The sequence below is a fragment of the Candidatus Competibacteraceae bacterium genome, assembly GCA_016713505.1.
Taxonomy (GTDB): Bacteria; Pseudomonadota; Gammaproteobacteria; order Competibacterales; family Competibacteraceae; genus Competibacter_A.
Map to the genome: position 1 here is coordinate 2,371,367 of JADJPA010000001.1, position 20,339 is coordinate 2,391,705.

The following is a 20,339-nucleotide window of genomic DNA, read 5'->3' on the forward strand; positions in this document are numbered from 1 at the left end:
CCGAGAGATCGCTAGCGCGTGGCGATCAACCAGACTGCATCATAGGTCAACGGTAAGCCCGCCGGCTCCCGCAATTGCTCGTAACGCGCGGTGATCGTCCGCCAGGCCGCGCGGCTTAACGGGGCGGGACGACGCTGTTCGACTTCGCGCGCGCCAACGTCCTTGACACTCCTCAACAAGCTCGGCAAATCCGCATAATGCCGGCGTACCGGTTTCCGCTCCCAAACCCGCACCCGCCAGTGCGTTGATTGGCATTCCGCCAGCAAGCGCTCCGGAGGAGGCACGGTCAAGACATGCGAGTAATCATCGACCGCCGCGAACGCGTGGCGCAATTCGAGAAAATTATCCGCGCCCAAGGTCGCGACCGCCAGCGCGCTGCCGCCTGATTTGAGCACCCGTTTTGCCTCCTGTAAGCACCGCCGGGGATCGTTCCATTGCCAAGCCAGGCTGGACCAGTACAGCTCGCAGCAACGGTCGGGAAGCGGCAAGGCTTCGATGTCGGCGCACACCAATAACGCTCTGGACGCCTGCATCCGTGCGGCTATTAACATGCCGGGCGCGAAATCGATCAAGGCGAGCCGCGCTTGCGGCCAGCGCTCCGCCAACCAACGCCCGCCGTAGCCGGTGCCGCCGCCCGCATCCAGAACAGTGTCCGGTTCGAGCTCGATCCCGCTTTGCTGCCAGTAGGCCGCCAGCCGGTCGCAGACTTCTCGTTGCACGTCGGCGGCGGCGTCATAGGTCGACGCCGCCTGATCGAAGGCCTGACGGACGCGCTGTTTGGCGGGCAAGCCGACGGATGGAGCCCATTCGGCCACGGGCAACTCACTCATGGAGCGCCGCGCTGAGCGCATCGATCTGACCGTCGCTGTGCGCCGCCGAAAGCGAAATCCGCAAGCGGGCCGTACCGGCCGGCACCGTCGGCGGCCGGATGGCCGGCACCCACAAACCTCGCGAGAACAAGCGCTCCGACAGCCGTACGGCTTCCTCATTACCCCCGATCAACAGCGGCTGGATCGCCGTCGGCGACGGCGGCGACCGCCACGGCAAGCCCGACAGCCCAGACCGCAAACGCTCGATCAGACGGCGTAGCCGCACCCGCCGCTCCTCACCCGTTTCGATCAAATCAAGGCTGACCAACAAGGCGGCGGCGAGCAGCGGGCTGGCGGCCGTGGTGAAGATGTAGGGCCTCGCCCGCTGCATCAGCCAACCGACGACGCGCCGGTCGCCCGCGACGAACGCGCCGGACACGCCGGCCGCCTTGCCGAGCGTCCCCATCAGAATCAGGCGCGGCGACGGCGGCAGCCCAAAATGGGCGCTACTGCCGCGACCGCCGGGGCCGAGCACGCCGAAACCGTGCGCGTCATCGATCACCAGCCAAGCATCGAAGCGTTCGGCCAAGGCGAACAATGCTGGCAATGGCGCCAGATCGCCGTCCATGCTAAACACCGCATCGGTCAAAATCAGCTTGCGGCGGGCGCGGCTTTGCGCCAAGCGCGCGGCCAGCATGTCCACGTCGTTGTGCGGATAGCGGACGTGCTCGGCGCGCGCCAGCAAGGCGGCATCAATCAACGAAGCGTGGTTCAATCGGTCGGCGAAAACGGCGTCATGGCGCCCCACCAGCGCCGGCACGATGGCCAGATTGGCCAGATAGCCCGTCGTGAAATACAGCGCTCGCTCCCGTCCGACGAAAGCCGCCAGCCGCTCCTCCAGCTCCTCATGCGGGCGCAGATGACCGCTCACCACATGTGAAGCGCCGCTGCCCACCCCCCAGCGTTCGGCCGCTTCCCGAACCGCCGCGACGATGGCCGGGTGATTGGCCAAACCAAGATAATCGTTGCTACAAAACGCCACCACGCGCCGGCCGTCGACCACGGCATCGGGACCGCAAGGCGCGTCCAGGGTACGGCGACGGCGCAGCAATCCCTCAGTCGCCAGCCCGGCGAGGCCCGTTTCCAGTTCTTCCCAGATCATGGCAGGGCCGCATCCAGGGCCGCGACCGCGCGCTCCGCCAGTAAAGCCGCTTCCTCATCGTTCAGAATGTAGGGCGGCATGAAATAAACCGTGGTCCCCAAGGGCCGCAGCAGCACTTCGCGACTCAAGGCTTCGCGATAGAACCGCAGCCGAAACTCCGGGTCCTGAGTGTCGATATCGACCGCCCAGATCATGCCGCACTGACGGAAATGGCGTACCCGCGGGTGCTTGGCCAAGGGCGCCAACAGCGCGCGGAACTGTTTGGCGAACCGCCGGTTGCGCGCGATGACGTCATCTCTGGCAAAAATATCCAAAGTCGCCAGCGCCGCGCGACACGCCAGCGGATTGCCGGTGTAGGAATGGGAGTGAAGAAAAGCCTGCGTCACGGCATCGTCGTAAAAAGCGGCGTAAACGCGCTCCGTCGTCATAACCGCCGACAACGGTAAATAGCCTCCGGTCAGCCCTTTGGACAGCGTGAGAAAATCGGGACGGATGCCGGCCTGTTCGTGGGCGAAGAAGGTGCCGGTGCGCCCGAAGCCGACCATGATTTCATCGCAGATCAGATGGACGCGGTAACGGTCGCACAGCTCGCGGGCCAGCCGCAGATAGTGCGGATCGTACATCACCATGCCGCCCGCGCCTTGAACCAGCGGCTCAAGGATGAATGCGGCGATGGTCCCATGGTGTTCCGCTAAACAGGTCTCTAGCGCCGCCGCCGCCCGAATGGCCACATCGGTCGCTGTCTCCCTCGGTTTCGCCGCGCGGGCATCGGGCGAAGGCACCGCAAAGGCCGGTCGCAACAGCGGCGCGTAGGCATCCCGATACAGCCCGACATCGCCCACGCTCAACGTACCCAGCGTTTCGCCGTGATAGCCGCCGGCCAGACACAGAAATTGATTTTTCTCAGGCTGGCCGCTGTTGCGCCAATAGTGGAACGACATCTTGAGGGTGATTTCTACCGCCGACGACCCGTCCGAGGCGTAGAAGCAATGGCCCAGTTCACCTCGGGTCAGCGCCGCCAATCGCTCCGACAGTTCCACCGCTGGCGAGTGGGTGAAACCCGCCAGAAGGACGTGCTCCAGCCGGTCCAGTTGGTCCTTGAGCGCGGCGTTGATGCGCGGGTTGGCGTGGCCGAACAGATTGACCCACCACGAGCCGATCGCGTCCAGATAGCGCCGGCCGTCGAAATCGTACAGCCACGCGCCCTCGCCGCGCGCGATCGGCACCAGCGGCAACGCGCCGCTGGCGTGCTGCTTCATCTGGGTGCAGGGATGCCAAACGGCGGCGCGGCTGCGGTCGAGCCACTCACGGTTGCTCATTCGACGCGGATCGTTCAAACGCCGCGCAGGCCCAATTTTTCGAACAGCGCGTTATCGCCTTCGATCCGGGGATTGCGGGTGGTCAGCAACTGATCGCCGTAGAAAATCGAATTGGCGCCGGCCAGAAAGCACAGGGTCTGCTCCGCTTCGCTCATCTGCTCGCGACCGGCCGACAGGCGCACGTAGCTGCGCGGCATGGTGATGCGGGCGGCGGCGATGGTGCGGGCGAATTCGAAGATGTCCACCGGATCGCTGTCCGCCAGCGGCGTGCCGGGAACCGGCACCAGATTGTTGATCGGCACCGATTCCGGCGGCGGGTCGAGGCTGGCCAGCTTGGCGATCAACCCGGCGCGATGCCGGCGCGTCTCGCCCATGCCGACGATGCCGCCGCTACAGACCTTCAGGCCCGCCTCGCGCACGCTTTGCAAGGTATCGAGCCGATCCTGGTAGGTGTGAGTGGTGACGATATCGCCGTAAAACTCCGGGGCGGTATCAAGATTGTGGTTGTAGTAATCCAGTCCGGCGACCTTCAAGGCCTCGGCCTGACCGTCCTTGAGAATGCCTAGCGTGACGCAGGTTTCCAAACCGAGTGCCTTGACTTCGCGCACCATCTCGGCGACGGCGGCCATGTCTTTTTCCTTGGGACCGCGCCAGGCCGCGCCCATGCAGAACCGGCCGGCGCCCTGCGCCTTGGCCGCCTTGGCCGCCGCCAGCACCTCGTCGGTCGATAGCAACCGCTGCGCTTCCAAGCCGGTTTGGTGGCGCTTGGACTGCGAGCAGTAACCGCAATCCTCGGAACAGTTGCCGGTCTTGATCGACAACAGCGTGGAGCGTTGCACCGCGTTGGGGTCGAAATGGGCGCGCAACGCCTCTTGCGCCCGAAACAGCAAATCGGCAAACGGTAGTTCAAACAGCGCCAGCACGGCATCGACGGTCCAGGCCGGCGCGGGATGGACCGCCGGTGGTTGGGTGCGCGCCGCCGGACGGTCGACGATTGCTGAAGTAGTCATGGTTAGATTCTCAGAATGGTGGAGTGCTTGGCGGGAGAGGCAGCGGACACGGCACAAGCGTTCAGATCGATCTGAGTGCGGGAGCAACCGCCTGTCGCGTCACCCGTGCCCCTTCCGGCGTTGACTAAGGATAGTATCCCTACCCTGGAAAACCAGAGCTCGCTCGCTTTAGGCGCTCTGGCCGGTCGGCCGGCCGATTATACCTTGTGCTCACCGTGTCGATAACGCATCGACGACGCGCGCGGCTCTGACTTCCAGCATGTCCGTAATCGGCACCGGCCGTCCCACGTAATAGCCCTGGGCGTAATCGATGCCATAGTGGGCCAGTAAAGCCAAGGTTTTTTCATCCTCCACCTGCTCGGCGATGGTTCTTTTGCCGAAAGCCCTGGCGATCTCTCCCATGGCCTTGACCAGAACCTGATCGTCCACCCGTTCGGCGAGCTTGCTGATGAAGGAGCCATCGATTTTGATGAATTCGAACGGCAGCTTTTTCAAGTAATAAAACGAGGAAAATCCCGTTCCGAAATCGTCGAGCGCGAACTGGCAACCGATATCGTTGATCGCTTCCATCAGTTGCTGGGCAGCCACCATGTCCGCCAGCGCGGCCGTTTCGGTCATTTCAAAAATGAGTTGCTTGGGGTCGAGTCCGGTGTCTTTCAAAAGCTGTTTGAGCTGCTCCAACAGATCGGGATTGTTGAACGCATGAGCGGACAAATTCACCGTCAAGGTAATTCGCACCCCCTGGGTCATGGCCAAGGCCTGATAACGGATGGCTTCGGCCATGACCATGCGGTCGATCGAATGAATGAGCCCGGAGCGCTCGGCCACTTCGATGAACTGGGTCGGGCCGATGATTTCGCCATCGTTCCCCTGCATTCTCAGCAAAACCTCATAATGCGAAACCGTTTGGCTTTGAATCCCAACAATCGGTTGCACGAACAGCAAAAAGCGCTTGTCCTTCAAAGCATGTTCGACTTGCTGTTTCCAAAACACCCGCTCGCGCATCAGCCGCTGGCTTTGATCTTCGCTGGAGAGCAGATACCAACTCCCCCGGCCGCTGTCCTTGACCTGGTACATGGCCAGATCAGCCCGCGACAATAGATCCTCAATCCTGATGCCATGCTCTGGAAAAAGCGCGATGCCGATGCTGGCCGACAGCTTGTGAATGCGTTCCTCCACGGAAAACTCGATTTCGCAAATATGCGCCAGAATTTTTTTGGCCACCTGAACCGCTTCCTCGGCCGTGGCCTGGTTCAGGATCACCGCGAATTCGTCCCCTCCCAAGCGGCCGATCACATCGACTTCGCGCAAAATGGAGGGCAGCAGCTCACCCAGCCGCTGCAACAGGCGATCCCCCGCATGATGGCCGCTGGTATCGTTGATGTACTTGAACTGGTCCAGATCGAGAAACAGCAGCGCGCCGGAGCGGCGATACCGTCTGGCCGCGGCCACCGCATCGTTCAGCTCCTGGGTGAAACGGCGGCGGTTGAAGAGCCCGGTCAGCGGATCGTGGTCCGCCAGCCACGCCAGCCGCAGCTCGGCTTTCTTGCGGGCCGTGATATCCATGCCGACCGATAAAATCAAAGCGGCGGCGTCCCCCTCGCCCTTGAGGCGCGAATGCTGCCAGACGACCTTGAGCGAACCGTGATCCTTACAGCGAATGTCGCATTCTTCCTCAAGGTGCGCCAGATCGCCCGTGACCAGTTCCGCCAAATGATCCCTGGCTTTATCGGCGCTCTCATCCTGAAGCAGCAGGGTGACGAAAGGCTGTCCTTGCAATTCCGCAAACGTATAACCGGTGATCGCCAGCCCGTACGGATTGATCATCAAGATTTCATTTCTTCGATTCTGGGTCAGGATGATGGCTTGAGCGGTTTCCAGAATGTGGGTGACGAAGTTACGCTGCTGGATAATCTCGCTCACGCGCTCGGAGAGGTCCTGGGTTTGCTTCGCCACTTCGGTATTCAGCGCTTCCAGTTGGTGCGAAAGCGCGACCGCCGTATCGTTTAAAACGTCCACCTCGTCCCGAAAAAAATGGGTGAGCCGAGATTCCGAGACCGCCGCGCGTATTTTGGTGAACGCACCTTCGGCCAGCCAGGGCAGATTGGCCGCCGCGCGCCGCAACCGCGACATCGGCGGCCACAGAATGGTCAGCAACAGCAGTTCCGACAGCACCAAACCGATGGCGCCCAGCGCTAAATTGCGCCGGAGCGCGGTGCGGATTCGCTTCATCGCGTCGCTGATATCCGCCACGACGACCAAATACGCATCCTCACGCTCGTCGAAACCGGCCAGGGGAAACAACCGGATATCGTACTCTCGCTCGTTGAGACCGACGTAAATCGACTGGCGCGCGCTCTCCGCAAGCGTCTTGCCCCGAGCGGCCAGCCGCAGGATTTCGAGGTTGGCCTGGGCGTTGCTCAGCGCCGCCACTTTGGCGTTCCACGGCTGGAGGCGGTGCTCGTCACCGTCATCGCCGTCGGTCTGAAGCGCGGTCCCGCTTTTTCCGACCAGCAACCCCAGATCCGTTCCAGAAACCCGCTGAAAATCCAGGACCACATCCGCCAGCGATACTCCCATCAGCAACGCATCACCGGTCCCTAAAACCGGCGCGATGGCATATTGCAGACAGGTATCGAAGCAATCGATCAAGCTGGCCGGACTTTCCGCGGCCAAGACCCGACGCTTCGCTTCCGCCAAGGCGGCCCGTCGGTCGAATTGGGCGTCCAAGCCATGCGTGGCCAAAGGCTGGCCATCGGCGGCGATGAGCGCGACGTTTTCCACCCCCATGTCCAATTCCAGAATCGCCGCCAAGCGCTCGAATTCAGCGATCTTCCCCCGAACCGACTTTTGCTCGGCGTTCCGAGCGCCGAGCAAGGAAGCCACCGCCGTACCCCACTGCCGCAAGCGTTTGTCCGACTGATCCAACAAGCCCTGGACCTGGCGCACGTATTGGATTTGCAGCTCCGCCCGCCGCTGCTCGAACTGATTGCGCAACTCAACGTAATTGAGAGTCACCAGCGTGCCGGTCACGGCGATCAGCGCAATACTGCTTAACAACAGCGCTTTCCACTTGAGGCTCAGAAAAAAGCCGAAGCGTGGGGGTGGGAGCATTTGCTACAACGCCTGTACTTTCCAACTAGCTAGCGGATGGAGAAAGCCTGCATACGGATAATTTCCTAAAGGAAACGGGCAACTTGGCTGAGCGGCTTAAACCAACTGCCGCACAGCGCCTATTTTTATTATAAAATCATGAAGTTATACAAATAAACCCATTCAAACAGCGTTCTGGGCGGCCACCTTTTCGGCACAATGGCCGAGCCGCCCACAGAATTTCCGATAAATTTAATTTACAGAATAGCTTATCTCGATACCATCGCCAAGATGGAACAAAATATCAACTTAATTAAGGCGTTTAAGGAATTATAGTAATAATTTAATTACATTTTTTTATTAGAATGGGGTTGATATTTTCAACATAAGGCCGCCAATTATTTTCATAATTTATACAGTTACTCCTTTAAACTAACACCGCCAGATCAAGAGTATGTTAAGGTGACAGTATCTTTCGAATGCAGGGCAAGGGAGCCAACTCAACGCGTCAGCTGATGAGCGAAGGCTGATCCGGCCAGCAGGGGCCGCCACCCATTAAACGTCGAGGAGGTTTACCATGCAAAATGAGCATGGTCATTCACAATCAGATTATCTTGCATTAATAGCCAAAATGGTTTCCGCCTATAAACAACGCACTTATGAATTAATGCAAATACAAGCCGGCGATAAAGTGCTGGATATGGGCTGCGGGCCGGCAACCGATACCATCTTTTTAGCGTCCCTCGTTGGGGAAGCGGGAAAAGTGGTCGGCGTCGATATCGATGAGGAGCAAATTGCCCGCGCACAACAAAGAGCGGCCGAAGCGGGTGTGGAACAGTGGGTGACCCATCTATCCGTTGATGGCCAGCAGCTTCCTTTCGACCCCAATTATTTTGATGCCGCGCGCAGCGAGCGGGTTTTTCAACATAACACCGACCCCAAACGGCTTCTGAAAGAGATCATAAGAGTCACAAAACCGGGCTGCCGGGTGGTGGTGGTCGATACCGATTGGAGCACGATGTCCATCGATACCGATTTAATCGATATCGAACAAAAACTAAAGAAGTTTCATGTCGAAACCGTCATTAAAAACGGTTTTTCAGGAAGGAAGCTATACCGGCTGTTCCTTCAAAGCGGCTTGGACGATGTTCGTGTCGAGCTCGCGCCGACCTTTGTAACTGATTACCAAGTCAGCCGCCTCGTCACTTGGTATGATGTGACTGAAAAATCGGCCTTGGAAGCGGGAATCCTCTCAGAAAAAGAGCTTGAAGAATTCCATGCGGAACTTGAGAAAGCGGATTCTGAAGGTCGGTATTTTGCCACGGTATTGCAGATCATCGTTACGGGCTGCAAACCTTATCAATAACCGAACCAAGAAAACATCGCTCAGCGAAAAGCACCCTGTTCGAAATCGCAGGAATGCTAGAAGCGAAACCCTGCCACCACGGCAAATAAATGCCACCGCCTTTCCAAACCTTGACGATCAGCGTTATCCTGAAGCGGCACTATCCAAGCCGTGCCGTCGATATAATGATATTCCGTGGCTATCAAGAAAGAAGAATTAAGGTGATAGCGAATTCCGAAAGTCCAATCTTTAGCGAATTGGGTGTGGGATGGGTATAAGCCTTTTGTAGCAAATTTTTTACCATGACGATCTTCGCGATCATTATAAAACACGTCGTAACGCAAAGTTGCCTGCCATTTTTCATCGAATCGGTATTCGCCTTGCAAATAATAGCTTTCTCCGATGATCTCTCGATCAAATTCTTCTCCAAAGCCCTTATCTTTAACCGGCCGTAGCGCATATTCAGCCGTCAGGCTGAGCTTTTCCAAATTATACTGAGCCGAAAAAATAACCGGGGAAAATAGATCTCTTCCGGCCAGTAAATCGCCTGGCTCAGACGAGGGATCGTAGCGGGTGTCCACCCGGGCCGAGCTGACGCTGAGACGGTATTTACCACCCTGTAGGTCATAGCTCAACCGGCCTATGTAAGAGCGGTTGGGATCAGTACGTCCCGGATAATTAAAACCCAAGATTCCCAATTCGGTATCGACGCTGGTGCTTCTAGGGATTCCCACACCCAATTCGAACGATAGATTGCCCCAGTCGTTTCGATATTCACCGTATAACAACCCACCATCGGCGGACAGGCTCAAATCGCGCTGGGCATCCGCATAAATCGACTGGGGCAACAAGATCGTCGGTCTGGTGAACAAGACATCGCGCGTGTCGTTGTAAAGTCCAAAAGGAATCTTGACGCGCCCGAGACGCAGCCCAAGGCGATAGTCTGGCGTCGAAAGAACGGTGTAATCGAGCAGCCCAAAATCCAGCTCGACATCGTTCTCATGGCCTACGCCAGCGCGCCGAAACAACACCTGCGACGCCAAGCGAAGATCGGAAGCAGGCGTCCAAGACCCGGTCAATCCCGCCTCGGTATAATCAAAACTACCGCCGGTATCGCTGGTCCCGAACAACCGGTTATCGGAGGTTAAAAAATAGCCCTGAGTCAAGAAGCCATGGACTTGAATGCTGTCCCCGACGTTAAGGCTCCGCGCTTGCTGGGGTGAAATCCCGCCTAGAACAAGACACAAAACCCCAATAACAGCCCGATGACTTTGGGTTGAAGTTAGCGGCAAATAGCCCATTAGATGAATCGCACACCGAAAAACAATCCAATGTATTTTTATCCAGTTCATAATGGCAAAGCTTAGAAAGTAATTTAGAGAAAACCATTCAACTTCTGATTACTTCAAGACCACGGCCTTAACGGTTTCATCGAGCATCGAGCCCCGCAAATAACCGATTGCTCCAGGCGTCGAACCGACCAGCATTCGCATCTGCTGTTCTGAATTGACTTTGATCGGTTCTTCACCCGTACCCGAAAAAACCAGGCGGTCCCAGGCCGCACGTAATTGATAAGGGAAAACATGAAGGATATACTTTGAAAACTCGATATGTAAAAGATCGTCGTCGGGTAAGACGAAAACTTTGATCGGCGAGCCATCCTCCCATTTTCTCAATCGCATCCCGAAGATGGCGCTCAACATCGTTTTCGAAAGCAATGCCTTGGAGTGAGCGGTGGGGTTGACGATTATAACGGGAGAGGTTTCCATGGGCACCGCATCGCCAATATCGGGTATTGCACTGGCGATACAAAGCGTGAGAATACCGATCAGACGTTTGATGTCGCGAGTACTCATTCCCTTAAAAATCTATTTGGCATGAAATCAATCTTAGCGCTCGACTGAAAATCAGCCTGGCTGGTTTGCCATGGTCAGTCATATAGCCTATAGGAAATTAACTCGGCTGGAGTGCGCCATCGTTGGTCAGCAGCTTCCATATTTCTGGGTTAGTCTGATGCGTGCTATCCTCAATCTCTGAAACCGAGCCTAAGTAACTCCGGCACGGACCGTAATAATCGATGAGCGGGCTAATCGGAGTGAAGCAGACTCCGAATCCTTGCAACAGCCTCGCACATGAGGGTTCCATTCCCATATATAAATAAGCCAATCGATAGCGGACACTGATTTGTGCGACCGCAACGAGCAAGCCCAAGACCGTATGAGGAAACACGCGCCGCCGTGCGTTCCTGCGGCGCTCGGAATCAATTCCCGAAGGGCTGGCTTTACGGCGGTCATCCGACTGTAACAAGGGCTCCAAATCATCCGGCAGACCATAGGGGTGTTGTCTCTCCCCCCGCCTTCCACGAAATTGCGGCGTCAGGATCAAGCGAGAAATTTCACCCAGCCGCGTGCGAGGAAGACGCTCTAACGCTAAACCATCGGCATAAAAAGACGCGCCGGCGAATTTTTCAAGGGGAAACTGGGCTTCCGGCTCGGCGTAATCGGGTAATATCACCCGCACTGTGCCGGCGATGTGTCCGGTCTGTTTGTGCACGAGCAGGCTATGCGCCGACCGTTCATCATATTGATCGTATTCCAAGCCTTCCGGATAGTCTTCAGCGTGAAAGCCGGGAATAAGCCCTTCTTTACAATACACTTCATAGCGCAGCCGATAGCACTCGCGCAATTGCTCCGGCGCGCGCGCGTGAACCACCTCAAAATATTGCTCGAATAAATCCATAAGCTCTTGTTTTATAGTCAAGATCTTCTCCTTACTTCGTATGGCGGAATCAAGATTAAACCTCCGGTCACCCCCGACACTCAATTTTCATGACAAAATCTTGGGCCTCGGCGGCGATGGCGGTAGCGGCGCGCGGACCGCCGGGCTTTCGGCTCTGGTACTCCACGCCGGCCGCCTCCAGAAACCCGCGCGCCAAGGCGACTTTGATGGCGAAATTGACGTTTTGTGGCACGTCTCCTGTCATCTCATGAACGCGGACCGCATTCAGTTTGGCGCTGACCACGCCCATTACCGCACCCTCGGAATCCAGCAGGGGCCCGCCGCTGTTACCGGCTTGGGTCGGCGCGGTGAATTGCAGAGCGCGGGTATCGTCACCCGGACCGATCAACGAACTCACGTTACCCGTGGTCACTTGCGGGCCCGAGCCGAGCAGCCCCCCCAACGGATAGCCGACGACCACCACCGACTCGCCCAACCGCGCCGATAGCCCATCACGGAACAACGCCACGCCGGGCGGCGGCGCATCGGCCCGCAGCAAGGCCAGATCATTGATGGGATCGGCGAATACCAACTCCAGCGCACAGCGGTACCGGGGCGAACGGGCCAGGATCTTGCCAGCATCCTCGATAACGTGATGGTTGGTCAATATGTAACCTTCAGGATGCACGCAGAAACCGGTACCGCTGGACGAGACGCCATCAGAACTCAGCTCCCGTCGCTGCTCCGTTCCGCCGGCCGCCGGGCGCTCGCGGGCCGTTTCCGGCAAGTCCAAGCCAAAATGGGCAGCCAACGCCGGTAATCCCGCCGCGAAGCCTTGTCCCACCGCCCGGAACTTCCAGCGCTCCTGATAGCGGTAGAGTTCGATCAAGATCATGGCGGTCTCACCGCGGCTGGCCAGCGGTAACGAAAACAGTAATTGTAGCTCGCCCGAACCGCTCGCCAGCCAAGCCCGGATCGCGCTGAAAGTCCCGAAGGTGGCGCCACGCGGCAGAGTAGGCCTGACGGTCAGCACGACCGCCAGCCGGGCGATGGTCGCCGGCAATGAGTCCAGGTCGACCTGAAACTCGCCCGGCGCTCTGAGCAAGGCCACCGCACCGTCGCGGGAGCGCGGCTGCTCGACGCTGACCAAGTCAGCCGAGCCGCCGATTCGCCCGTCGGCGCCCAGCAACACAACGCCGACCTGCAAGCAGCTGGCGAACTCGTTCTCCGGCTCGCCGTTCACGCCGATCACGACCCGGCCGCCGCCGATCGGGCGGTTCTGTCCGGGTTGCAGTTCTTGCATGAGCGCGCTCTATCCTGGCCGGTTAGCGGGTTCAGCCGACCGGCAGCAATTCGGAAAAATCGCCGATGGCGAAAAATTCACCCGGCGGCTTGGGCGGATCGGCCGAATCCGGCCGCAGCACGGAAACGAGATAAGCAATTCCAAAGGCGTGCGCCGCGCGCAAAATCGCTAAATTATCGTCTACCAACAGCGTGGTGGCCGGATCGAACGGCTCCACTTCGCGCAGGCCCGGCCAGAATCCGGGCTGCTCCTTGACCGAGCCCAAGGCGTGCGCGCACACGGTCGCATCGAAGCGCTCGGCCAACCGGGTTTTTTCCATTTTCAGCGCCAAGCTTTGCGGATGGGCGTTAGTCACCAACACCACGCGTTTGCCGGCCGCGCGCAAGGCATCCAGAAACTCCAGCACGTGCGGATGCACGGCGATCAGATGCCCGATCTCGCGTTTGAGCATCACGATGTCTAACGCCAGTTCCCGACTCCAATAATCCAGACAATACCACTCCATCGTCCCTTCCACCGCCCGGGTGCGGGCCGCCACCTCGGCGCGGGCTTGTTCCAGCGATAGAGCGTGGCGATCAGCATAACGCTCTGGAACCAGCTCTCGCCAGAAGTGATTGTCGAAGCGCAAATCCAGCAAAGTCCCATCCATATCCAGCAAGATGGTCTGAATTTGCGCCCAGGGCAATCGCACGCTCATCAAGGACTCCGCACAGTAAACGCTTAGAACGAGCAAACTCGTGTAAAATTAAAGCAAATTTATGAGGGTTTGCTCAGAATCCGGCTTGCTGCCTCGCGACAGACCGCAGCGCCCGGCGCCAGGGCAACGCCATTCTGATCGCAAAGCGTCGTTCAGCATCATCCGACCCGACCAAAAGGCTGCCGCGTCATGACCGCTGCCCCCGACATCGACTTGTCCGCCCTGGTGAGGCCCGTTCAGGCCATCGCCAGGGAGGCGGGACGCCGTATCCTGGACGTGTATGCCGGGACGTTCGGCGTGACCGAAAAAGCCGACCAGAGCCCGGTCACCGCCGCCGATCTCGCCTCGCACGATTGTATTTTGCGCGGCCTGAAGCAGCTGACCCCCGCCATTCCGGTCTTGTCCGAAGAGGCCCCCGATGCCAGCTTCAGCGAACGCAGCCGCTGGGACTGGTTGTGGCTGGTCGATCCGCTGGACGGCACGCGGGAATTCATCAAGCGCAACGACCAATTTTCGATCAACATCGCGCTGATCCACCGTCATGAAGCGATTTTCGGGCTAGTGCTGGTCCCGGTGAGCGGCGTTTGTTACTACGCTCAACGCGGTGGCGCCGCTTACAAGCAACCGGCCGCCGACCAGCCGGCCCAACGCATTCAAGCCGCGCGGGTCTTCCATTACCCGCTTCGGGTGACCAGCAGCTTGGAATCGTATCGCACCCGTCGCTTGCAAGCTTATCTCAGCCAGCTCGGGCCGCATCAGCATCTCGGCATGGGCGGTGGTTTGAAGTCCTGTCTGGTCGCCGAGGGCATGGCCGATCTCTATCCCCGCTTCGGTCCGACCGGAGAGTGGGACACCGCCGCCGCCCAAGTGATCTTGGAGCAGGCCGGCGGTTACATGACCGACATGCAGTTGCGGCCGCTGCGTTACAACGCCCGACCGGTATTGATCAACCCGGATTTTTTCGCGTTTGGCGACGCCACCCGCGACTGGTCCCGCTATCTGCCGCAACGCCACCTGGAAGGATGGCCCGTTTGAGTGTCCCGCTGTTAGAACAATAAAGTTTCGAGGCCCATCATGCCCTACGAACGCTACCGCCGTGATTTGCAACAAGAAGGTTTTCAACACGATCCCGCTCAGGAACGAGCGGTCCAGCGCCTGCAAAAAATCTACGATCAATTGCTCGCCCAACCGACGGCGCCCGCGCCGGCCAAGAAAACCGGGCTGTTCGCCCGCTGGTCGGGCCGCGACAAAGCGGAGACCACCGCCGCTGCGGCCGTGCGCGGACTGTATCTGTGGGGCGGCGTGGGCCGGGGTAAAACCTATCTGGTCGATACCTTCGTCGACGCGCTGCCGCTGGACCGCAAGCTACGGATTCACTTTCACAGCTTCATGCGGATGGTGCACGCCGAATTGAAGGAATTGAAAAACCAGCCAGACCCGTTGAAGGTCGTCGCCCGCCGCTTCGCCGAGAAAGCCCGCGTCATCTGCCTGGATGAGTTCTTCGTCGCCGACATCACCGACGCCATGCTGCTGGATGGCTTGTTGCGCGAGCTGTTCGCCAGCGGCGTGACGCTGATCACCACCTCCAACATCGAACCGGACGGCTTGTACAAGGACGGCCTGCAACGCGCCCGCTTTCTGCCCGCCATCGAACTGATCAAACAGCATCTGGACGTGCTGAACGTGGACGGCGGCGTCGACTACCGCTTGCGTTATCTGGAAAAGGCGGAGATTTATCACTGCCCGCTGGATGATCGGGCCGAACAGATTCTGAACGAGCTGTTCGATCACATCGCGCCCGAACCCGGCCACCGCGGCGGCGATCTGGAAATCGAGGGCCGCTACATCCCCACGTTGCGTGAAGCGGATGGCATCGTCTGGTTTAGTTTTCGGGCGATCTGCGACGGGCCGCGCGGTACCGCCGACTACATCGAAATCGCCCGCTGCTTCCACACCGTGCTCATTTCCAACGTGCCGGTGCTGGACTGGCAGATGGAAAATCAGGCGCGGCGCTTCGTCAATCTGGTGGATGAATTTTACGACCGGGGCGTCAAGCTGGCGCTGTCCGCCGCCGCGCCGCTGTTACAGCTCTATCAGGGCGAGAAGCTGAAATTCGAGTTCCAGCGCACCGTCAGCCGCTTGCAGGAAATGCAGTCGCACGAGTATCTGGAGCGACCGCATTTGCCGTAGGCGTCACCCCACCACCCGCACCGGCTCGCCGCCGAAAAACCCCTGAAGGTTCTGCGCCAGTTGCCCGACCAGCCGCTGGCGGGCTTCGCGGCTGCCCCAGGCGCTGTGCGGGGTGACGATCAGGTTGGGAATGTCGGCCGCCAGCAGCGGATTGCCGTCGGCGGGCGGCTCCAGGCTGAGCACGTCCACGCCCGCGCCACCCAGCGCCCCCTTGCGCAACGCATCGGCCAGCATCGCCTCATCCACCAAACCGCCGCGCGCGGTGTTGATCAGAACCGCGTCGCGCTTCATCAGCGCCAGCTCCCACGGACCGATCAGGCCCCGGGTGTCCGGGGTCAGCGGGCAGTGCAGGCTGAGCACATCGACCTGCGGCAACAGGATCGGCAGCGGGATTCGCCCCGCTTCCTCCGGCTCCACCGTACCCGGCCGCTGCGCCAGCAACACCTGCATTCCGAAGGTCTCGGCCACTCGCGCCACGCCTTGACCCAATTGACCGTAACCGACGATGCCGAGCGTCTTGTCGGCCAGTTCCCGAATCGGATAATCCAGCAAGCAAAACTGGCGGGCGTGCTGCCAGCGGCCGGCGCGCACCGCTTGCCGGTAGTCGGGCAGATGCGTGTAAAGCGCCAAGAGCAGCGCGAAAACATGCTGGACCACCGACGCCACGCCGTAGCCCCGACAGTTACAAACCGTGATCCCCGCCTTCGCCGCCGCTTCCAAATCCACGTTGTTGACGCCGGTGGCGGCGATGCAGATCAGCCGCAAGCGCCGGGCGTGCTGGAGCGCGTCGGCATCGAGCGACACCTTGTTGCTGATCACCACCTCGGCGTCCGCGATCCGCGCCGCGATTTGCTCGGGCGCGGTGGCCGGGTAATAGGTCAAATCGGGCAAAATACCCTCAAGGTCGCTGAAATCCAGATCGCCGCAATCCAGTGAATCCCGATCGAGAAAAACACCCCGCATGAGTCATGAACCTCCGCGCAATGATTCATCTCATTATAGGCAGCAATGCCGTCAGCCGGGCTTTGGCCGGCTCGATGCCCTTAAATTAGCGCACTACCGACAGGAAAGCGCCGCCCATGAAACCGACCGCACCGCCCTTCACGCACGATCGCGCCGCTTGCACCGGCGTACTGCTGGCCAACCTCGGCACGCCCGACGCCGCCACGCCCGAGGCGCTACGCCGCTATCTGGCGGAATTCCTGTGGGATGCGCGGGTGGTGGAAATCCCCCGCTTGCCGTGGTGGCTGATCCTGCACGGCGTCATCCTGCGGCTGCGGCCCGCCCGATCGGCGCGTAAATATCAAGCGATCTGGACGCCGGACGGCTCGCCGCTGCTGGCCATCAGCCAGCGGCAGAAAGCGGCGATCACGACCGCGTTGGCGGAGCGTTGCTCCGGTCCGGCGCGGGTGGCGTTGGGAATGCGCTACGGCAACCCGTCCATCGCGGCGGCGCTGGCGGAGCTGCGCGCGGCCGGGGCGCAGCGCCTGTTGGTGTTGCCGCTCTACCCGCAATACTCGGCCGCCACCACCGCCTCGACCTTCGATGCGGTCGCCGCCGAACTGCGGACCTGGCGCTGGCTGCCGGAATTACGCTTCATCAATCACTACCATGACGAACCCGGTTATCTGGACGCGCTGGCGGACAACATTCGCGCCGCCCGCGGCGAGCAGCCGGGCGAACGGTTGCTGTTTTCCTTTCACGGGCTGCCCAAACGCAATCTGCTGGCCGGCGATCCTTATCACTGTCACTGCCAGAAAACCGCTCGACTGCTGGCCGAACGGCTGGGCCTAGCCGCCGAGCAATGGGCCATCGCCTTTCAGTCGCGCTTCGGCCGCGCTGAATGGCTGCAACCCTACACCAGCGCGCTGCTGGCCGACTGGGCCGAAGCCGGCATCAAGCGCGTGGATGTGGCCTGCCCCGGTTTCGCCGCTGACTGTCTGGAGACCTTGGAGGAAATCGCCATCGAAAACCGGCGGACGTTCCTGAATGCCGGCGGCGAACGGTTCCGTTATCTGCCCGCGTTGAACGACAGCCCGGCCCACATCGAGTTTCTGGCTGAGTTGATCGGTCGCCACGCGGCCGGCTGGCCCGAATTCGCCGCCGCTGGCGCTGCCGATCTCGCCGCGGCGGAGCGCGCGACCCGCCGCCAGCGGGCGTTGGCCCTGGGGGCGGACGCGTGAGTCATTCCGAGCCGCTTCAGTCACGCAAACCTGCTATCAGGCAGGCCCCAGCACGGTCCATCGCCCCGCCGCCGCCGGGTGAAATCTCCGCTTTCTTTATCAGGGCACCTTCTATACTGACTGAAGCGAGGGTGGCCCAAGTCGGCCACCCGATGATCGAGCCTCCATGTGGTTCCAGGCGAATCGGCGAGGAAAAGATGATCCACGGTGTTTTATTCGATCTGGAAGGCGTGCTGTTCATCGGCGGCTATCCCCTCCCCGGCTCCCGCGAAGCGTTGCTCAGCTTGCGCGCGGCCGGCATTCCGATGCGTTTCATCACCAACAGCACCCGGATGACTCGCGGCGCGATTGTCAACAGCCTGGAATCGATGGGTCTGGAAGTCTCGACGCAGCACCTGTTCACTCCCGTGGTGGCCGCCCGCAATTATCTGATCGCCCGCAAGCTGACGCCGCATTTGCTGGTGCATCCGAATATCCAGAGCGAATTCGCCGACCTGCTCGGTCCGCCGCCGGATGTGGTGTTGATCGGCGATGCCGGACCGGGATTTGATTACCAGGCCCTCAATCAGTGCTTCCGGTTGCTGTTGGAGGGTCTGCCGCTGCTGGCGATGGGATGCAACCGTTACTTTCGCGACTCCAGCGGCTTGAATCTGGATGTCGGGTCCTTCGTTACGGCGTTGGAATACGCCGCCGAACTGGAAGCGGTGATTCTGGGCAAGCCAGCGTCGGTGTTCTTCCTGGCCGCCGTCAACAGTTTGGAACTCCCGCCGCAAGATGTGGTGATGGTCGGAGACGACGCCGAAATGGACGTGTGCGGCGCGCTGGCCGCCGGCTTGCGCGGAGCGCTGGTACGGACCGGTAAATACCGTCACGGTGACGAGTCCAAGGTCGAACCACTGGGCGGGCGGGTGTTCGACAATCTCGACGCCGTGGTGGATTACATTCTCTGAAAGGTGCGGCCGATCTCGGCTCGTCGCCCATTACGCGTAAAATCCTCTATCCGCCTCCCTCCCTTTTGACTCGTACCGCTTTTGGAGTTGTCATGCGCGTGCTGTTCCCCGATATCAAACCCTATTCCACCTTTCAGTTACCCGTGGACGATTTGCATAGCTTGCATGTCGAGGAATGCGGCACTCCGAACGGGTTGCCGGTGCTGTTCCTGCACGGCGGACCGGGCGGGGGTTGCGAGCCGATGCACCGGCGGTTCTTCGACCCGGAACGCTATCACATCGTGCTGTTCGACCAGCGCGGCGCAGGTCAATCTACCCCGCACGCCGAGTTGCGCGATAACACGCTTTGGGATTTGATCGCCGATATCGAGAAATTGCGCGAGCGGCTCGGCATCGACCGTTGGGTGGTGTTCGGCGGCTCCTGGGGTTCAACGCTAGCGCTGGCTTACGCCGAAGCCCATCCGGAACGGATATTGGGCTTGATCCTGCGCGGCATCTTTCTATGCCGGGACGAGGATATCCACTGGTTCTATCAGGCCGGGGCCAACCGGCTGTTTCCCGATCTGTGGGCACATTTTCTGGCTCCGATTCCAGCGGTGGAGCAGCATGATATGGTGAACGCCTACTATCGGCGGCTGACCGGCGCCAACGAGTTGGAGCGACTGCGGGCCGCCAAGGCGTGGTCGGTGTGGGAAGGCTCCACCCTGACCCTGGAAAGCAATCCGAGCGTGGTCGAGCACTTCGGCGAGGCGCGGATGGCGCTGAGCTTGGCGCGGATCGAGTGCCATTATTTCGTCAATCACTGCTTCATGGAGCCGAATCAACTGCTGCGCGACGCCGGACGGTTGAGCGGCATTCCGGGCGTGATCGTCCACGGCCGTTACGATGTGGTCTGCCCGCTCGATAACGCCTGGGCGCTCCACCAAGCATGGCCGGACTCGGAAATTCGCATCGTCACTCCGGCCGGTCACGCCGCCAGCGAACCGGGCATCGTGGACGCGCTGATCACCGCCACCCAGAGCTTCGCCGACCGCTTCAAATGATCGGGCTATTGCAGCGGGTCAGCACGGCGCGGGTCGAGGTCGACGGCGCGGTGGTCGGCGAAATCGATGCCGGCCTGTTGGTGCTGGTCGGGGTCGAGCGCGGCGATGCGGAAGCGCAAGCCAACCGCTTGCTGGAGCGCCTGTTAGGTTATCGGATTTTCGCGGATGCGGACGGCAAAATGAATCGCTCATTGCGGGAGATCGAGGGCGGTTTGCTGCTAGTGCCGCAATTTACGCTGGCGGCGGACACCCGCAAGGGAATGCGCCCCAGTTTCACGCCGGCCGCGTCGCCCGACGAAGGCGAGCGGCTGTTTGACTATCTGCTCGCGCAAGCCCGCCGCCGACATGCGCCGGTCGTCGCCGGCCGCTTCGGCGCGCACATGCAGGTCAGCTTGACCAACGACGGCCCGGTGACGTTTTGGCTTCAACGTGCACCTGATAGGATTTAGCCGTTTCAAGGACAACTCAGCATCGCCAGAGTTGCCCTTTATGATTTGGCGCTGCCCCTTACCAAGGA

At 60.1% G+C, this 20,339-nt stretch carries 18 protein-coding genes; 7 read left to right on the forward strand and 11 right to left on the reverse strand.

Features of this window, described 5'->3' with window-relative positions:
- Nucleotides 1–11: 11 nt before the first annotated feature.
- From bioC to IPK09_10835, 5 genes are all read right to left on the reverse strand, one after another.
- On the reverse strand, nucleotides 12–830 hold the full coding sequence (gene bioC, locus IPK09_10815) for a malonyl-ACP O-methyltransferase BioC (GenBank protein MBK7984105.1): 819 nt from the start codon (nucleotides 828–830) through the stop codon (nucleotides 12–14).
- On the reverse strand, nucleotides 823–1,971 hold the full coding sequence (gene bioF, locus IPK09_10820) for an 8-amino-7-oxononanoate synthase (GenBank protein MBK7984106.1): 1,149 nt from the start codon (nucleotides 1,969–1,971) through the stop codon (nucleotides 823–825). Before bioF ends, bioC begins: the two co-directional genes overlap by 8 nt.
- Nucleotides 1,968–3,290: an adenosylmethionine--8-amino-7-oxononanoate transaminase gene (locus tag IPK09_10825; GenBank protein ID MBK7984107.1), complete on the reverse strand. Its 1,323-nt coding sequence runs from the start codon at nucleotides 3,288–3,290 to the stop codon at nucleotides 1,968–1,970. The genes bioF and IPK09_10825 overlap by 4 nt, the downstream gene beginning before the upstream one ends.
- Nucleotides 3,291–3,304: 14 nt before the next feature.
- Complete coding sequence (bioB, locus tag IPK09_10830; GenBank protein MBK7984108.1) at nucleotides 3,305–4,300, reverse strand: biotin synthase BioB; 996 nt, start codon at nucleotides 4,298–4,300, stop codon at nucleotides 3,305–3,307.
- A gap of 210 nt (nucleotides 4,301–4,510) precedes the next feature.
- On the reverse strand, nucleotides 4,511–7,414 hold the full coding sequence (locus IPK09_10835; GenBank protein MBK7984109.1) for an EAL domain-containing protein: 2,904 nt from the start codon (nucleotides 7,412–7,414) through the stop codon (nucleotides 4,511–4,513).
- A gap of 556 nt (nucleotides 7,415–7,970) precedes the next feature.
- Here IPK09_10835 and IPK09_10840 point away from each other — a divergent pair.
- Nucleotides 7,971–8,759 carry a methyltransferase domain-containing protein gene (locus IPK09_10840; GenBank protein MBK7984110.1) on the forward strand — a complete coding sequence of 263 codons (789 nt, stop codon included), beginning with the start codon at nucleotides 7,971–7,973 and terminating at the stop codon, nucleotides 8,757–8,759.
- A gap of 56 nt (nucleotides 8,760–8,815) precedes the next feature.
- Here the strand turns inward: IPK09_10840 and IPK09_10845 are convergent, their stop codons facing one another.
- The 5 genes from IPK09_10845 to yrfG form a co-directional block, all read right to left on the reverse strand.
- On the reverse strand, nucleotides 8,816–10,039 hold the full coding sequence (locus IPK09_10845) for a hypothetical protein (GenBank protein MBK7984111.1): 1,224 nt from the start codon (nucleotides 10,037–10,039) through the stop codon (nucleotides 8,816–8,818).
- 99 nt (nucleotides 10,040–10,138) lie between these two features.
- Nucleotides 10,139–10,594, reverse strand: a complete 456-nt coding sequence (locus IPK09_10850; protein MBK7984112.1) for a hypothetical protein — start codon at nucleotides 10,592–10,594, stop codon at nucleotides 10,139–10,141.
- A gap of 97 nt (nucleotides 10,595–10,691) precedes the next feature.
- Complete coding sequence (locus tag IPK09_10855; GenBank protein MBK7984113.1) at nucleotides 10,692–11,498, reverse strand: PEP-CTERM/exosortase system-associated acyltransferase; 807 nt, start codon at nucleotides 11,496–11,498, stop codon at nucleotides 10,692–10,694.
- A 46-nt stretch (nucleotides 11,499–11,544) separates the two neighbouring features.
- Complete coding sequence (locus IPK09_10860; protein ID MBK7984114.1) at nucleotides 11,545–12,759, reverse strand: trypsin-like peptidase domain-containing protein; 1,215 nt, start codon at nucleotides 12,757–12,759, stop codon at nucleotides 11,545–11,547.
- A gap of 31 nt (nucleotides 12,760–12,790) precedes the next feature.
- Nucleotides 12,791–13,456: a GMP/IMP nucleotidase gene (yrfG, locus tag IPK09_10865; GenBank protein ID MBK7984115.1), complete on the reverse strand. Its 666-nt coding sequence runs from the start codon at nucleotides 13,454–13,456 to the stop codon at nucleotides 12,791–12,793.
- A 189-nt stretch (nucleotides 13,457–13,645) separates the two neighbouring features.
- Here yrfG and cysQ point away from each other — a divergent pair, with 189 nt between their 5' ends.
- Nucleotides 13,646–14,491 carry a 3'(2'),5'-bisphosphate nucleotidase CysQ gene (gene cysQ, locus IPK09_10870; GenBank protein MBK7984116.1) on the forward strand — a complete coding sequence of 282 codons (846 nt, stop codon included), beginning with the start codon at nucleotides 13,646–13,648 and terminating at the stop codon, nucleotides 14,489–14,491.
- Between the two features lie 39 nt (nucleotides 14,492–14,530).
- The gene (locus IPK09_10875; protein MBK7984117.1) at nucleotides 14,531–15,646 is read left to right on the forward strand and encodes an AFG1 family ATPase; all 1,116 of its coding nucleotides are present in this window, start codon (nucleotides 14,531–14,533) and stop codon (nucleotides 15,644–15,646) included.
- 3 nt (nucleotides 15,647–15,649) lie between these two features.
- Here IPK09_10875 and IPK09_10880 read toward each other — a convergent pair whose 3' ends face one another.
- A complete protein-coding gene (locus IPK09_10880) occupies nucleotides 15,650–16,609 on the reverse strand; it encodes a 2-hydroxyacid dehydrogenase (protein ID MBK7984118.1) in 960 nt (319 codons plus the stop codon).
- 116 nt (nucleotides 16,610–16,725) lie between these two features.
- Between IPK09_10880 and IPK09_10885 the strand changes: the two genes are divergently transcribed.
- The 4 genes from IPK09_10885 to IPK09_10900 all read left to right on the forward strand — a co-directional run bounded on the left by IPK09_10885 (nucleotide 16,726) and on the right by IPK09_10900 (nucleotide 20,271).
- Nucleotides 16,726–17,829 (forward strand): ferrochelatase, encoded by a 1,104-nt coding sequence (locus IPK09_10885; GenBank protein ID MBK7984119.1) that lies wholly within the window; start codon nucleotides 16,726–16,728, stop codon nucleotides 17,827–17,829.
- A 197-nt stretch (nucleotides 17,830–18,026) separates the two neighbouring features.
- Complete coding sequence (locus IPK09_10890) at nucleotides 18,027–18,779, forward strand: TIGR01458 family HAD-type hydrolase (GenBank protein MBK7984120.1); 753 nt, start codon at nucleotides 18,027–18,029, stop codon at nucleotides 18,777–18,779.
- 92 nt (nucleotides 18,780–18,871) lie between these two features.
- A complete protein-coding gene (pip, locus tag IPK09_10895; protein ID MBK7984121.1) occupies nucleotides 18,872–19,822 on the forward strand; it encodes a prolyl aminopeptidase in 951 nt (316 codons plus the stop codon).
- Nucleotides 19,819–20,271 (forward strand): D-tyrosyl-tRNA(Tyr) deacylase, encoded by a 453-nt coding sequence (locus IPK09_10900; protein ID MBK7984122.1) that lies wholly within the window; start codon nucleotides 19,819–19,821, stop codon nucleotides 20,269–20,271. Before pip ends, IPK09_10900 begins: the two co-directional genes overlap by 4 nt.
- Nucleotides 20,272–20,339 lie beyond the last annotated feature (68 nt).